The sequence below is a fragment of the Nocardia sp. JW2 genome (assembly GCF_051843015.1).
Classification (GTDB): Bacteria; Actinomycetota; Actinomycetes; order Mycobacteriales; family Mycobacteriaceae; genus Nocardia; species Nocardia coubleae.
The window spans coordinates 210,713-225,482 of record NZ_JBPXLK010000009.1 but is presented as its reverse complement, the minus strand read 5'-3'; the positions used below and the strand labels follow the sequence as shown (position 1 = coordinate 225,482).

The following is a 14,770-nucleotide window of genomic DNA, read 5'->3' as shown; positions in this document are numbered from 1 at the left end:
TTTGTCCAGACCATAGACGTGTTGACGATCACTGGTACAACTGTGCACAATCGGCGCGAGAGACAGCGGGGGTTCGGAGGACAGGCAAGATGCGCTCGAAGATCGACATCCGTTTCACCGTTGATGCTCATATCGACCAGGTCATGGATGCCCTACTGGCAGTCGATCGCCTAGCGGAGTGGTCGCCGTCCTACAGCGATGTGCGGATGGGCCCGCCCGATGCCGAAGGCAGACCGCGGCGGGTGTTCGTCACCGCCCACTTCATGGGTGATTCCGACACCCAGGTGCTGGAATATCACTGGGAACCGAACCGGGTGTCCTGGGAGGTCGTCGACAGCAGTCGCGGTTCCAAGGGCGGCGGCTCGTTCGAGCTGTTCGAAGGGGGCGAGGTCACCGAGGTCGATCTGCACGTCGAGCTGCGCTATCCGCTGCCCATCCCCGGCATCCTGTTCAACCGCACCTTGCGCAAGCAGAACGAGGAAGCGGTCGCGAATTTCATCGACTTCGCCGAGCGATTCCCGGAGAACGAGGGCTACGCCGTCGGCTGAGTAGCGCGCCGCCCCGGCTCCGAGGTGACACGATAGGCCGATGATCGGAAAACCACGGGCCAGATTCCAGCCCGTGACCGAGGGCAGCTCGGTCACCCAGCTAGAGCTGTTCTTCGACCTGGTGATCGTCTTCGCGTTCACGATGGTCACCGACCTGGCCGCCGACAACACCTCGGCCGTGAACATGCTGCGCGCCCTGCTGGTGCTCGCGCTCATGTGGTGGTTGTGGATCGCCTATTCGTGGCTGGGCAATGTGGTGCGCGCCGACGAGGGCATCGCCCGAGTGGGCATCTTCGTCGCCATGGGCGGGGCGTTCCTGGCCGCGCTCACCATCCCCGAGGCGTTCGTCGACCTGCCCGGCGGCTGGTACGGGCCACTCGTCTTCGCCATCGCCTACCTGGTCGTGCGGTTGGTGCATGTCGTCATCTTCTGGACGGTGAGCCGCGACGATCCCAAGTTGCGCGGGCAGCTGCTGCGCTGGGCGCTGGGGTCGATCACGATCGGCACCGCACTGCTGGTGATCGCCGCGACCACCTCCGGGCTGGCCCAGATACTGCTGTGGCTCGCCGCGATCGTCGGCGACATGGTCTGGACGGCGGTGGCGGGCACGGATTGGCGGATCAACTCGGCCAAGCATTTCGCCGAACGGTACGGGCTGATCGTCATCGTCGCGCTGGGTGAGTCGATCGTGTCCATCGGCATCGGCGTGGCCGGATTGCCGATCTCGTGGCCGATCACGGTGGCCTCCATGCTCGGGCTCACGGTGTCGGGTCTGCTGTGGTGGCTGTACTTCGACGTGGCCGCCATCTCGATGGAAGAGGGACTGGCGAACGCGAAGGGTTCGGCGCAGATCAAGATCGCCCAGTTCAGCTACACCTACGGGCACTTCCCGATGATCGCCGGTGTCATCGCGCTCTCGCTGGGGCTGAAGAAGGTGCTGTACTACGTGGGCGACTCCTCGCACCATCAACTCACCGATCCGCTGTACGGCATTCCGCTCGGCGCGCTCTACGCCGGGCCCGCGGTGTTCCTGCTGGCGGTCGTCGGCGCGAAATACGCCGCGGTGCGGCAGTTCTCGACCGCCCGAGTGCTGGTGGCGGCTCTACTGTTCGCGTTGATCCCGGTCGCCGCGCAGCTGCCCGCGCTCGTCTCCCTCGGCCTGCTGTGCGCGGTCCTCGCCGCGCCGGTGATCTGGGAGACGGTGCACTATGCGCGCAGGCGCGACGAGATCAGGCACGCTTGATCTGCGAGAGATGATGGCGCACACCGTGTTCGGCCGGTGTCGCGCCGCGCTGTGAGGGCGGCACCCGCACGCCGGCGCGCACGGCCTCGTTGATCTGGTCGAGGTTCTCGCGCAGCATGTCGGCGACCAGTTCGTCGGTGCGCGGATCGTCGAGCAACTGGTTGAGCATGCGGTAGACGGTGTCGGCGACGAGCCGGATGATGTCGTCGTGGAACGGCACGTAACGCAGCTTGCCGGTCTGCGGGTCGTTCTTGATGAGATCGACGATGAGCTGGTCGATCTCGGCGTGGTTCTCCTCGAGCGCGGCGGCGATGTTCTTGGTGTAGTGGCCCGCGCGCAGCACATTGGAGACCTCGTCGAGGATCGCGACGGTCATCGGGCGGCGGATCACGTCGACGATGGTGCCGACGAACCGGTTGACGATCTTGGCCGTCACCCGCTCACCGAACGCCCGGTCGGCCACCCGGCCGAGCCGGATCAGGATCACCACGATCCGCAGCAATCGGAAGCCACGGAAGATCGGGCTGGTCACCGGGATCATGCCGAGCACTTCGTACCAGTAGACGAACGGGAACGTCCACGGCCAGCCCGCTCGCCGCCAGCGCCACAGGAACTCGATCGCGAAGATGCCGCAGATGATCCAGTCGACCACCACGATGGCGTGATAGGTCTTGCCCGACACCGGGAAGAAGGTGATCCAGGCGACCAGCACCACCGACACGATCGCCAGGACGAGCATGAAGATGTCGAGGCGCATCGACGGCGTTGTGGTCCGCACGTCCTGTACCTCGACCGGTTCGATCCCCGGTGACGCCAACTCGACCGCTCCTGTGGTTCCGGCGGCTGACGCCGCTACTCGGCCCGCCCGATCGGCGGCCAGTACTTTGCCCACGCTAATTGGTTGCGGCGCCGTCCGAGTGGGCTTCGGCGCGTGTCAGCCGCGCAGGATCGCCTCGATATTGCGTTCGGCCAGCGCCGTGATGGTCAGTGACGGGTTGACGGTGGCGGTGCTGCCGGGAATCGCGGCACCGTCCATCACGTACAGCCCGGGGTGTCCGTGCACCCGGCCGTAGGCGTCGGTGGCCTTGCCGAGCACCGCGCCGCCCAGCGGGTGGGCGGTGAACTCGGCGTTGGCGTCGTAGCCGAGGGCGCCGTATTCGGCCAGCGCACCGGCCCGGTCGGCGATCCGGCGGTCGACCGTGCGTGCCGCGTGCACCACGGCATCCTGGGCGGCGGTCGGCCAGGTGAGGCCGACGCCGCCGGTGGCCGGGTGGTAACCGAAGCGGGCGCGGGTCGGGTCGAGCACCATGCCGAGCGAGGCGAGCGCGCCGGTTTCGAAGGGGATGCCGGGGATGTACCAGTTCTCGAGCGTCAACGGCATCGTGGACTCGTCGTAGATGCGGCTCGCGCTCGGCACGCCCTGACCGAAACCGGCCAGGCCGCTGGCGCCGCGGGCCAGGACCACGTCACCGTTGGTGCCCCAGCCGTCGCCGATGTGCTCGTTGAGGTTGGGCAGCGCGCCGGTGGCCTGGGCGCGAACCAGCAGTTCGGAGGTGCCGACGGAACCGGCGCCGAGGAACAACTTGTCGCAGGTCAGGGTGCGGGTGCCGAGCTGCGCGCCGGTCGGGGCCAATTTCGTCACGGTGACCACGAACTTGCCGCCGGGTTCCTGGGCGATGCTGTCGACCCGGTGACCGGGGTACACCCGTGAACGGCCGGTCTGCTCGGCGTAGCGCAGGTAGTTCTGGTTCAGATCGAATTTGGCACCGTTGGAATTGCCGAGGTTGGACCGGGCGACGGTGGCCGACGGACGCGAGCCGCCCGCCAGCTCGGCGCGCAGCACGTCCCAGGTGAAGATCGAGTCGTTGGGCACCGGCTGGTACCCGGCCGCCCGCACCTGATCGTCCCAGGCACGGGAGTGCGTGAACGGCTGGGACTGGTAGATGTCACCGGGCATCGGGTCCAGGCGCAGCATCTGACGCACCCTCGGGAAGTACACCCGTTCCAGCTCGCCGTAGTCGACGACACCGCCGAAGACCTGGTCGAAGAGCCTGCGCTCGGGAGCGACCATGGCGCCGGTGAAGATCACCGAACCGCCACCGACGGCCGCCGCCCGCCACACGTCGATACCCGCGAACTCGGTGACGTCGAGGACACCGCCGAAGGCACCGAAACTCATCGGCACCTTGGTGACCCCGGTGAAGCTGGTGCGATGCCAGAAGCCGCGCCCGTCGGGCAGGTCGTCGCCGGTGAAGATCTCGCGCCACGGGTCGTTGGGCCAGCGCGAACCGCGCTCGAGCACGGTGTTGTCGATGCCCGCCTCGGCCAGGCGCAACGCGGTGACGGCGGCACCGAAGCCGGAGCCGATGACGATGGCGCTCGTGTGCGCGGGCGCGTCCGGAACCGGGGCGAAGATCTCGGGTACCCACGATTCGAACATCGCCGATCGCGGGTCGGCGTGCGCGGACGTGCCCGTCAGGGTCGATCCGACAGTCCCGGCGAGCGTCGCCAGTCCCGCCGCCTTGAAGAAGGCACGTCTGTGCACCAGGCCACCTCCCTCATCACGCATGGCCGAGCGCAGAATACCGCGCAACTTCCGAATCGACCCCGCTAGTGGCCGGATTTGTCACCGATCACCAGCAGGCGCCCACGTCAGGTCGTCAGCAGGCGGATCACAGCGATGGAACCGACAACGACGATCACCGCGCGCAGCACATTCGGCGGCAACTTGCGGCCCACCTTCGCGCCGAGCTGACCGCCGATGATCGAGCCGACCGCGATCAGCGCCACCGCCTGCCAGTTCACGTCGGCGATCACGATGAAGATCACCGCCGACACCGCGTTCACGATCAGCGCGAGCACGTTCTTCACCGCGTTGAGCCGCTGGATGTCCTCGTGCACGAACACCCCGAGCAGCCCGACGAGAAGTACGCCCTGGGCCGCGCCGAAGTAGCCGCCGTAGATGCCGGTGCCGAACACCGCGACGAGCAGGATCAGCCCCCCGTGTGCTGGTGCGGGGGTGTCCTCGCCGCGGCGACGTTTCACCCAGGCCGCCAGGCGCGGCTGCACGATCACCAGGATCAGGGCCGCGATGATGAGCACCGGGACCACCGCCTTGAACGCCGCCGCGGGCGTGGTCAGCAGCAGTACCGCGCCGGTGATGCCGCCGAGCAGCGAGGCGGTGCCCAGTTGCAGCAGCCGCTCGCGCTGGCCGACCAGTTCGCGGCGGTATCCGATCACCCCGCTCACCGAGCCGGGGACCAGACCGATGGTGTTGGAGACGTTCGCCGTCACCGGTGGCAAACCGAAGGCCAACAGCGCGGGGAAGGTGATGAGTGTGCCGGACCCGACGATGGTGTTGATGCCACCCGCCGCGATTCCGGCCACGAAGACGGCCAGTTGCTCGAACCAAGTCATGCGAATTCCTTTGGGACGTCTCGTCGTGCGCCAGGCACGTACAAGCGTTGCTGTCCCTGGAAACCGTACCGGTCGGACGGTGCGGCAGAATCGGCGTACCCAATTCCGCAGGCCGCTTACCAGCGCGGCTTCGCACACGGTAAGCTCGGGGAATCATGCAGCGGGCACTTCTTCTCGGCCGCCGCGACGGGTTCTGATACGGACCGGCTCCCGTCGCGGGGTTCCAACGCGCCGGTCGACCCGCTCCCATCAGGGAATCCACCACACCCACGGAGAAACTTGCATGTCCTCGGCTGACGCATTCGTATCCGCTTCGCGCACCATCACGGCCCCCAGCAAACCTGCCCCGGCCGACCAGCCCGCTTGGAACAACCAGAAGAACTCCTCGATGCCGGCCTTCCGGTACCGCCCGTACGCCGAGGAGGTCGAGCCGATCACGCTGCCCGACCGCACCTGGCCGGACAAGATCATCGACCGCGCGCCCGCGTGGTGCGCCGTCGACCTGCGCGACGGCAACCAGGCCCTCATCGACCCGATGAGCCCCGCCCGCAAGCGCCGCATGTTCGACCTGCTGGTCCGGATGGGTTACAAGGAGATCGAGGTCGGCTTCCCGGCCGCCAGCCAGACCGATTTCGACTTCGTCCGCGAGATCATCGAAGACGGCGCGATCCCCGCCGACGTCACCATCCAGGTGCTCACCCAGTGCCGCCCCGAGCTGATCGAGCGCACCTTCGAAGCGTGCAACGGTGCGCCGAACGTGATCGTGCACTTCTACAACTCCACCTCGATCCTGCAGCGCCGGGTCGTGTTCCGCGCCGACCGCGACGCGGTGAAGAAGATCGCCACCGACGCCGCCGCGCTGTGCCTGGAGATCGAGAAGCGCTACCCCGACACCGAGTGGCGCTACGAGTACAGCCCGGAGTCCTACACCGGTACCGAGCTGGACTACGCGCGCGAGGTGTGCGACGCGGTCTCCGAGATCATCGCGCCCACCCCGGCCAAGCCGCTGATCATCAACCTGCCCGCGACCGTCGAGATGGCCACGCCCAACGTGTACGCCGACTCGATCGAGTGGATGCACCGCAACCTGGCCCGCCGCGATTCCATCGTGCTGTCGCTGCACCCGCACAACGACCGCGGCACCGCCGTCGCGGCCGCCGAGCTGGGCTACCAGGCCGGTGCCGACCGCATCGAGGGCTGCCTGTTCGGCAACGGTGAGCGCACCGGCAACGTCTGCCTGGTGACCCTCGGCATGAACATGTTCTCCCGTGGCATCGACCCGCAGATCAACTTCTCCGACATCGACGAGATCCGTCGCACGGTCGAGTACTGCAACCAGCTGGCCGTGGCCGAGCGTCACCCCTACGGCGGTGACCTGGTCTACACCGCGTTCTCCGGCAGCCACCAGGACGCCATCAACAAGGGCCTGGACGCGATGAAGGCCACCGCCGACGCGCAGGACGCCGACGTCGCCGACATCGTCTGGGAGGTCCCGTACCTGCCGATCGACCCGAAGGACGTCGGCCGCACCTACGAGGCCGTGATCCGGGTGAACTCGCAGTCCGGCAAGGGCGGCGTCGCCTACATCATGAAGACCGATCACGGGCTGGTGCTGCCGCGCCGCCTGCAGATCGAGTTCTCGCAGGCCATCCAGGCGATCACCGACGGTGAAGGCGGCGAGGTGACGCCCAAGGAGATGTGGGACGTCTTCGCCACGGAGTACCTGAATCCGATTCTGCCGCTGGAACGCATCAAGCAGACGGTTACCGCCGCCGAGACCGATGGTGGGGTGGACTCCATCGTCGCGACGGTGAAGGTCGATGGGGTCGAGCAGGAGATCAGCGGGTCGGGCAACGGTCCGCTGGCGGCCTTCGTCGATGCGCTGGCCACTGTTGGTTACGACGTGCGGGTGCTGGACTACAGCGAGCACGCCATGTCGGCGGGTGACGATGCTCAGGCCGCCGCTTACGTCGAGGTCGCTGTGGGTGACAAGGTCGTCTGGGGTGTCGGCATCGCCACCTCCATTACGACTGCTTCCCTGCGCGCGGTCGTCTCGGCAGTGAACCGAGCCGCCAACCGCTGAGAACAGCATCGGGGCCGGGCAGCGTAGGCGTTGCCCGGCCTTCGGTGTTTTGGCGCAGGAGCCGCCTAGCGCACTGCCGGCCGTGCGGAACCTTCGCTGAGCTGGGCTCATGCACCGTCACTACTGCCCGTCGGCCTGCTGCCACTAGCGCGCGAAGATTAGCCGCGTGCTAGCGTTTTGGTGCACATTCAGCACCGAGCTTCCTGCTCGAAAAGATCGAGCAAGTGGGGGAACTGTGACCGACAACGACCATAATCCGACCTCTCCGCCCTGGCTGCAGAGTCCGTCGGCTGATACGGCCGACGCTGCGTCCGGTCCCTCCGGGGTGCAGACGGTGCGCGACGACGAGAACGAAGCCGTCGAAGCCGCTGCCGAACCGGCGGCCGAGAGCACCGACAAGCCCGATGAGCAGCCGCCCGCCGAGGCGGAGGTCGGGATCTCCGAGCAGACCGTCTTCCAGCCGGGCGGGTTCGTGCCCGGACCCTTTGCGCAGAACACGTTTTCGGTGCCCGACCCGTATCAGAGCGGTGGCGCGCACCCGGTGGCGAATGCCCCCGAGCAGCAACCGTGGCCTGGTCAGCCGGGTCAGTATCCGACCGGTGAGCAGCCGTATCCCGGTGCGCCGCCGCAGCATCCGGGCCAGGAACCGCAGGCCGGCCTCGATCAGCCGCAGTTCCCCGGGCAACAGTTCCCGGGCCAGGAGCAGCCGCAGTTCCCCGGACAGGAACCGGTCGCGCCGCAGGGCCCGCAGTCGGAGCCGATCTACAGCTGGGCGCCGCCTCCCCCGCCGATGTACCAGCCGCCCATGCAGGGCGGGATGCCGCCGGGTCCGCCGCCGGGTGAGTTCGGCCAGCCGGGTCAGATGCCGTCCGGGGAATTCGGGCAGCCCGGCCAGATGCCGGGTCAACCGCAACCGGGCGATTTCGGGCAGCCAGGTCAACCGCAACCGGGTGAATTCGGTGGGCAGCCGATGCAGCCGCAGGGGCAGTTCCCCGGTGGCGCGCCGATGGGAGCGCCCGGGCAGCAGTGGGGCGCACCGCAGCAGCAGCCGTTCCAGCCGCAGCACATGACACAGCCCGGGCAGCCGGGTCATTCGGTCAACGACCTGAATCTGCTGAAGCGGGCGCGTAAGTCGCCGCGCAGCGGGTGGCGCAAGGCTGTGCACAAGGTGTCCGGTGGTGTCATCAATCCGGGTGAGTCGGCGGCCGATGTGGTGCATCGCGACCTCGTCGAGCGGGTGAATCAGCCGGTGCGCGGCGACTACCGGATCGCGATCCTCTCGCTCAAGGGTGGTGTCGGTAAGACGACGACCACCGTCGGCCTGGGCTCCACCTTCGCCTCCCAGCGTGGTGACCGCGTGATCGCCATCGACGCCAACCCCGACCTGGGCACCCTCGCCCACCGGGTGCCGCGCCAGACCCGTTCGACGGTGCGCAACCTGCTCGAGGACCAGAGCATCACCCGCTACTCGGATGTGCGTGCGCACACCTCGCAGGCGCCGAGCCGGCTGGAAGTGCTTGCGTCCGAGCAGGACCCGGCCGTGTCGGAGGCGTTCAGCGAGGCCGATTACCGCAAGGCGATCGGCATCCTGCAGTCGTTCTACAACATCATCCTCACCGACTGCGGCACCGGTCTGATGCACTCGGCGATGGCCGGTGTGCTGGATATGGCGAGCTCGCTGGTGCTGGTCACCTCGCCCGCGATCGACGGTGCGCGCAGTGCGTCGGCGACGCTGGACTGGCTCGACCACCACGGTTACTCCAAGCTGGTCGAGCGCACCGTCGTGGTGGTGAACGCGTCGCGGCGCGGCGCCTCGACGGTCGACCTGGACCAGCTGCGCAAGCTGTTCCTCGACCGCACCCGCGCGGTGCAGGTCGTCCCGTTCGACGACCACCTGGCCGAGGGCGCCGAGATCGACCTCGAACTGGTGAGCAAGCCGACCCGGCGCGCCCTGCTGGAGCTGGCCGCGATGGTCGCCGACGATTTCGGCTACCACGGTCAGCAGCAGTTCCAGCCGGGTATGCAGGCCCAGTTCCAGACCGGGCAGTTCCAGCCGGGCCAGTACCAGCACGGTCAGTTCTGACGTAGTCGGCCGGCGTGGCCTCGCCACGTCGGCCGTCGCACCGCACAGGCCGGCTCGATGCGCGCCTGTCGAGTCGACCGGCCTCAGCGAGTCAGCACGTCCGCTGCGGCTGTCTCGAAGGCCGCGAGCACCGTGGCGATCGCCGGACGGCGATGCGCCTGTGGCCGGGTGACGATCTCGTACACCCGCGCCGCCCGCACCCCGTCGAGCCGCAGCACCGTCAGCTCCGGGTGGGCGACGGCGAATCGTGGCATCAGCGCGACGCCGTAGCCCGAGGCGACAACGGTCTCGATCACCCGAAACTCGTTGAGCCGCTGCGCGATCCGTGGTCGCACCCCGGTGACGGTGGCAATGGAGTTGAGCACGTCGTCGACCGGGAAACCGCCGCGCACACTCACCCAGGTCTCGTCGGCCAGTTCCTCGGGCCGCACCGAATCACGGTTCGCCAGAGGGTGATCCGCCGCGACGACCACGTCGATCGGTTCGCGCATGAGTACCCGCGCGGCGAGTCGTGGCCCGGCCAGCGAGGGCGCTCGTTCGTCGCGGTGGGTGAGCACGATGTCGTAGTCGGCGAGCAGCTTCCACGCTTCGCTCGGCGGCAGATCCTCGTCGCCCGCGACGAGTTCCACACCGCTGTCGGCGAGCGCGGTGAGCACCGGAGGCAGCAGCAGGGCGGCACCGGACGGGAACGACGCCACCCGCACCTGACCACGCGGCGACCCGCGATAGTGGGCCATCTCCGCCACGGCCCGGTCCATGGCGGCGAGCACGTCGTCCGCGCGGAGCACGAGGGCCTGACCGGCGTCGGTGAGCCGCACCCGCCTGCCGTCCGGCTCGAGCAGGGCGACGCCCGCTTCCCTGGCGAGCACCTTCAATTGCTGCGACACCGCCGAGGGTGTCATCGACAGCGCCTCGGCCACCGCGGCGACGGTGCCGCGTTCGGCGAGTTCCCGCAGAATCCGCAACCGGTCGACCGAAAACATGAAGTAAATCTACTTCATTCATCCACTTTAATTCGATTGTCCTGATGATTAGCCGACCGCACGATAGACCACGTGACCACCCGTGACCGCCTGCTCGGCCTGACCGTCGTCGTCCTGTGGGGCCTGAACTTCCTGGCCATCCGCATCGGCCTCGACCACTTCCCGCCGTTCTTCTTCGCCGCCCTCCGCTTCGCCGTCATCGCGCTGCCGGTGCTCGTGTTCATTCCGCGCCCGGCCGTGCCGACACGCTGGCTGCTGCTCTACGGCGCGGGTTTCGGCATCGCGCAGTTCGCGTTCCTGTTCACCGCCATGCACCTCGGCATGCCGACCGGCCTGGCCTCACTGGTCCTGCAGTCCTCGGCGCCGTTCACGGTCGTGCTCGGCGCGGTGCTGCTGCGCGAACGGTTGCGGCCGGTGCAGATCGCGGGCCTGGTGGTCGCCGTGCTCGGGATGACGATCATCGGTGCCGACCGCATGGCCCATGCCACCCTGCTGCCGGTCCTGCTCACCCTCGCGGGCGGCCTCGGCTGGGCGTTCGGCAATATCGGCGCCCGCAAGGCAGGCGCCGACTCCCCCGGCTTCGACCCGCTGCATCTGACGTTGTGGATGTCGGTGGTCCCGGTGCTGCCGCTGCTCGCCCTGTCGATGGCCGTCGAGGGCCCGACGGCCGGTTTCGCGGCACTCGGCTCGGCCTTCGCCACCGAAACCGGGCCGCCCGCGCTGATCGCCGTCGCCTACATCGCGATCCTCGCCACGGTCTGCGGCTCGGGCCTGTGGACGTACCTGATGAGCCGCTACCCGGCCGGTACCGTGGCCCCGCTGTCGCTGCTCGTCCCGGTCGTCGGCATCGCCGCGGCGTGGCTGGTGCTGGACGAACAGCCCACGGCCGCAGCCCTTTTCGGTGGCGTGATCGTCATCGCGGGGGCCTTCGCGGCGACCACCGCCAAGGCCCTTCCGGTTTCGACGCCGACCACCGAACCGGCACCTGTCCCGATCGATGCCGCGGTTGGTCAGTCCCTGCGTCCGCCGAGCGCACGCACGATCGGGAACGAGGCGAGATAACCGAGCACACACAGCACCACCACGACGCCCAACCCGATCAACGCCACATTCCGCGCGGTGTTGTCGGGCGCGGGCGGAGTGGGCGGCACGGCCAGCTGCACCTGGCGTCCCTCCGCGCTCGACGGCTTCTTGACCAGTGGTGTCGTCGTGTCGACATCGTGGGTGAGCGCGGCGACGGGGTCGATGGTGCCGAACCCGCCGTAGGGGTTCCAGCCCTCCGGGGTGGAGTGGGTGGTCGCCTGGATGCGATGGATCACCTGGGCGGCGGTGAGATGCGGGAACCGGGCCCGCACCAGCGCCGCCACCCCAGCGACATACGGCGCGGCGAACGAGGTGCCCGCGATATTGCTGTCGCCCTGGTTGGTGACGGTCGCGTATGCGAGCCCACCGCTGTTGGGATCCAGCGACACGATCTGCTCACCGGGCGCCGACACTCCGACCCACGGGCCGGGCACGGTGAACGACGAGGGCTGTCCGTTGAGGTCGACCGAACCGACCGAGAGCACGTACTCGTCATACCAGGCGGGAGTCACGGCGGTAGCCAGCGAATCCCACGGATCCGCACCAGGTTTAAGCGGGTTGATCCCCGGATTGCCGGTGCAGGCCTTGTTGTCACTGTTGCCTGCCGAGGCGATGATGACCGCGTCCTTCACCGTCGCCGCGTACGCGACGGCCGCACCGAGCTTGCGGTCGTTCATCGTCGGTGAGCCGCAAGCGACTTCGGAGATGTTGATGACGGTCGCGCCCATATTGGCCGCGTGCACCACGGCCTCCGACAGGCTCGACACATTGCCGACGCCACCGCCGTTCTTGGGGTCGTTCGGGTCGACCTCACGGCCCTTGGGCCGGTACGCGCTGGACGACTGCCTGATCCCGATGATCTGCGCCTCCGGTGCGACACCGGAGAAACCGTCCGTCGAGGACGGTTGACCGGCGATGATGCCCGCCACGAAGGTGCCGTGGGCGTCGCAGTCGACGGTGCCGTCGCTGTCGGCGACATAGTCACCGCCGCCGATGATGTTCGGCAACCGGGGGTGGCGGGCGACGCCGGTGTCGATCACCGCGACGGTCTGTCCCGCGCCACGGCTGAACTGCCAGGCCGGTTCGAGACCGAGGAATTTCTGGGCCGGTGGGGTGGAGGTGGACGGGCTGGTCCGCGTGCTCGTGCACGGGTTCGCCGCTTCGACCTCGGTGTACGGCTTGGGCGCCCCGTCGCCCGGCAGGGCCGAGGCGTCGATGGCGGGCGGCCGGGCCGCGGCAGCGGTCGGCGTGCCGATGCTCACCGAACAGCCGACGATCCCCGCGACGAGAACAACCCGTGTGACTACGTTGTGCGCCCGCCGGCGCCCCCACCAATTCCCACGCACTGCGGCATTGTCGCACATCCGCCACCTACCCGGTTCGCCGGTGAACGGCCGGACCCGATTGCCGAATCGCCGCCGCGACCGGCCGGTGGTCGCTAGCATGTGACCGGTCGGTTTCGAGCTCGGCGAACTGCGCACAGGTCGATATAGCCAGGTCTTCGCCGCGCTCTAGAGTGGTGGCAAATAGCAGGCAATACTCGAGCAAGGCAGCTGAACAGCGTATGGCGGAACAGCGGTGGCCCGTATCGCGCAGGAATTTTCTGCACGGCACGGTCGCAGCGGGGGTGGTAGCGGCGGGGGCCGTGACAGGAGTGCCCGCGAAGGCCGCTCCACCCGGACGCCGGGTCGCGGTGCTCGGCGGTGGTGTGGCCGGGTTGACGGCGGCGCACGAACTCGCCGAGCGCGGCTTCGAGGTCACGGTCTACGAGGCGCGGGCGCTCGGCGGCAAGGCGCGCAGCATCGCCGTTCCCGGCACCGGGCGCGACGGCCGCCCCGACCTGCCCGGTGAGCACGGTTTCCGTTTCTTCCCCGGTTTCTACCGGAACCTGCCCGACACGATGCGCCGAATCCCGGTGCGCGGCAACGCCGACGGGGTGTGGAACAACCTGATCGCCGTGCCCGAGGCGCGGTTCTCCCGGCGCGGCGGTGACGACATCTCGCTCGCCCTGCCCGGCACGGGCCTGCCCGTGACCACCGCCGACGCGGTCCGCGAAACGCTCACCGCGACGATCACCACCACCTCGAAAATGCCCGCCGACGAGGCCGCGTATTTCGCCAACCGGCTGCTGGTGTTCAACAGCAGCTGCCAGGCCCGCCGCTTCGGGCAGTGGGAGCACACCTCGTGGCGCGATTTCGTGCAGGGGCACACGCGCTCGCACGAGTTCCGCGCCATCGTGGCCCGCACGCTGACCAGCATCATGGTGGCCGCCAAGGAAGACCTGGCCAGCACGAGAACCATCGGCAGCATGGGTGAGCAGTTCCTCGGCAACCCGCTGGGCATCGGCAACGACGGCGGGCTCGACCGGGTGCTCAACAACGCGACCAATACCGCCTGGATCGACCCATGGGTGGCGCATCTGCGCGGGCTCGGTGTGCGTTTCGAGCTGAACGCGCGAGTGGAGGAACTCGTCGTGCGCGATCGGCGCATCGCCGCCGCGCGGGTGGCGGGGGTCGGCGAGGTCGACGCCGACTACTTCGTGGTCGCGCTGCCCGTCGAACACGCGCGGACCCTGTGGTCGGCCGACGTGCTGGAGCTGGCGCCGCAGTACGCGGCGATGGACCGGCTGCACGTCGACTGGATGAACGGCATACAGATCTATTTCCGGGCGCCGCTGCGCATCTCACGTGGTCATGCGGCATACGTGGATTCGCCGTGGTCGCTCACCTCGATCAGCCAGAACCAGTTGTGGACGCACAAGCTGCCCACCTTCGGCGACGGCTCGGTGGCCGACTGCCTGTCGGTCGACATCTCCGACTGGCACACCCCCGGCGTCCTCTACGGCAAACCGGCCACCGACTGCACGCACGAGGAGATCTTCCGCGAGGTGTGGGCGCAGCTGAGCGAGCATCTCAACGATCGCGAACAGCTGTTGCGTCCCGCCGAGGTGCATTCATGGTTCCTCGATCCGGGAATCTCCTGGCAGGGCGGCCGCAATGCCAATGCCGACCCGCTGCTGATCAACACCGCCGGTTCCTGGGACCACCGCCCCGAACCGCACGGCCCCATCGAAAATCTTTTCCTCGCGGGCGATTACGTGCGCACCGATGTGGACCTGGCAACGATGGAAGGCGCCAACGAGTCCGCCCGCGCGGCAGTGAACGCCCTGCTCGACGTGGCCGGTTCGGCGGCGCCGCACTGCGAGGTGTTCCATCTGCGCCGCACGCCCGGCCTCGAACCGCTGCGCGTGATCGATGCCGACCGCTACGCCAAGGGCCTGCCCAACCTGTTCGACGTGCCACTGTGAACGCGACCGGACGCAGCTCACAC

The 14,770-nt window shown here is 68.3% G+C and carries 11 protein-coding genes; 6 read left to right on the top strand and 5 right to left on the bottom strand.

All coding sequences use genetic code 11. From position 1 onward, the window contains the following. Positions 1 to 89: 89 nt before the first annotated feature. Both ACSVDM_RS15765 and ACSVDM_RS15760 read left to right on the top strand, forming a co-directional pair. On the top strand, positions 90 to 548 hold the full coding sequence (locus tag ACSVDM_RS15765) for an SRPBCC family protein (RefSeq protein WP_439265752.1): 459 nt from the start codon (positions 90 to 92) through the stop codon (positions 546 to 548). A 40-nt stretch (positions 549 to 588) separates the two neighbouring features. Next, the gene (locus ACSVDM_RS15760) at positions 589 to 1,791 is read left to right on the top strand and encodes a low temperature requirement protein A (protein WP_439265750.1); all 1,203 of its coding nucleotides are present in this window, start codon (positions 589 to 591) and stop codon (positions 1,789 to 1,791) included. On the opposite strand, the gene ACSVDM_RS15755 is transcribed toward ACSVDM_RS15760, so the two are convergent. The 3 genes from ACSVDM_RS15755 to ACSVDM_RS15745 all read right to left on the bottom strand — a co-directional run bounded on the left by ACSVDM_RS15755 (position 1,778) and on the right by ACSVDM_RS15745 (position 5,208). Next, positions 1,778 to 2,569, bottom strand: a complete 792-nt coding sequence (locus ACSVDM_RS15755) for an ion transporter (RefSeq protein ID WP_439265748.1) — start codon at positions 2,567 to 2,569, stop codon at positions 1,778 to 1,780. The two genes, ACSVDM_RS15760 and ACSVDM_RS15755, sit on opposite strands and share 14 nt — an antisense overlap. A gap of 156 nt (positions 2,570 to 2,725) precedes the next feature. Then, the gene (locus ACSVDM_RS15750) at positions 2,726 to 4,336 is read right to left on the bottom strand and encodes a GMC oxidoreductase (RefSeq protein ID WP_439265746.1); all 1,611 of its coding nucleotides are present in this window, start codon (positions 4,334 to 4,336) and stop codon (positions 2,726 to 2,728) included. Positions 4,337 to 4,443: 107 nt separating this feature from the next. Then, positions 4,444 to 5,208, bottom strand: a complete 765-nt coding sequence (locus tag ACSVDM_RS15745) for a sulfite exporter TauE/SafE family protein (protein WP_439265744.1) — start codon at positions 5,206 to 5,208, stop codon at positions 4,444 to 4,446. 283 nt (positions 5,209 to 5,491) lie between these two features. Here ACSVDM_RS15745 and leuA point away from each other — a divergent pair, with 283 nt between their 5' ends. Then, a complete protein-coding gene (gene leuA, locus ACSVDM_RS15740) occupies positions 5,492 to 7,291 on the top strand; it encodes a 2-isopropylmalate synthase (RefSeq protein ID WP_067494564.1) in 1,800 nt (599 codons plus the stop codon). Positions 7,292 to 7,616: 325 nt separating this feature from the next. Next, a complete protein-coding gene (locus ACSVDM_RS15735) occupies positions 7,617 to 9,374 on the top strand; it encodes a nucleotide-binding protein (protein WP_439265799.1) in 1,758 nt (585 codons plus the stop codon). An 83-nt stretch (positions 9,375 to 9,457) separates the two neighbouring features. Here the strand turns inward: ACSVDM_RS15735 and ACSVDM_RS15730 are convergent, their stop codons facing one another. Beyond that, positions 9,458 to 10,357 carry a LysR family transcriptional regulator gene (locus tag ACSVDM_RS15730; protein ID WP_439265742.1) on the bottom strand — a complete coding sequence of 300 codons (900 nt, stop codon included), beginning with the start codon at positions 10,355 to 10,357 and terminating at the stop codon, positions 9,458 to 9,460. A 72-nt stretch (positions 10,358 to 10,429) separates the two neighbouring features. On the opposite strand from ACSVDM_RS15730, the gene ACSVDM_RS15725 reads away from it, so the two are divergent. After that, positions 10,430 to 11,419 (top strand): EamA family transporter, encoded by a 990-nt coding sequence (locus ACSVDM_RS15725; RefSeq protein ID WP_439265740.1) that lies wholly within the window; start codon positions 10,430 to 10,432, stop codon positions 11,417 to 11,419. On the opposite strand, the gene mycP is transcribed toward ACSVDM_RS15725, so the two are convergent. Then, the gene (mycP, locus tag ACSVDM_RS15720; RefSeq protein ID WP_243750020.1) at positions 11,368 to 12,702 is read right to left on the bottom strand and encodes a type VII secretion-associated serine protease mycosin; all 1,335 of its coding nucleotides are present in this window, start codon (positions 12,700 to 12,702) and stop codon (positions 11,368 to 11,370) included. The genes ACSVDM_RS15725 and mycP overlap by 52 nt on opposite strands. A 383-nt stretch (positions 12,703 to 13,085) precedes the next feature. Here mycP and ACSVDM_RS15715 point away from each other — a divergent pair, with 383 nt between their 5' ends. Next, positions 13,086 to 14,747 carry a hydroxysqualene dehydroxylase gene (locus ACSVDM_RS15715; RefSeq protein WP_439265738.1) on the top strand — a complete coding sequence of 554 codons (1,662 nt, stop codon included), beginning with the start codon at positions 13,086 to 13,088 and terminating at the stop codon, positions 14,745 to 14,747. The last annotated feature ends 23 nt before the right edge of the window (positions 14,748 to 14,770 follow it).

Coding starts and splice junctions, on each gene's coding strand:
- ACSVDM_RS15765 (WP_439265752.1), top strand. CDS start 90: ATGCGCTCGAAGATCGACATCCGTTTCACCGTTGATGCTCATATCGAC.
- ACSVDM_RS15760 (WP_439265750.1), top strand. CDS start 589: ATGATCGGAAAACCACGGGCCAGATTCCAGCCCGTGACCGAGGGCAGC.
- ACSVDM_RS15745 (WP_439265744.1), bottom strand. CDS start 5,208: ATGACTTGGTTCGAGCAACTGGCCGTCTTCGTGGCCGGAATCGCGGCG.
- leuA (WP_067494564.1), top strand. CDS start 5,492: ATGTCCTCGGCTGACGCATTCGTATCCGCTTCGCGCACCATCACGGCC.
- ACSVDM_RS15730 (WP_439265742.1), bottom strand. CDS start 10,357: ATGTTTTCGGTCGACCGGTTGCGGATTCTGCGGGAACTCGCCGAACGC.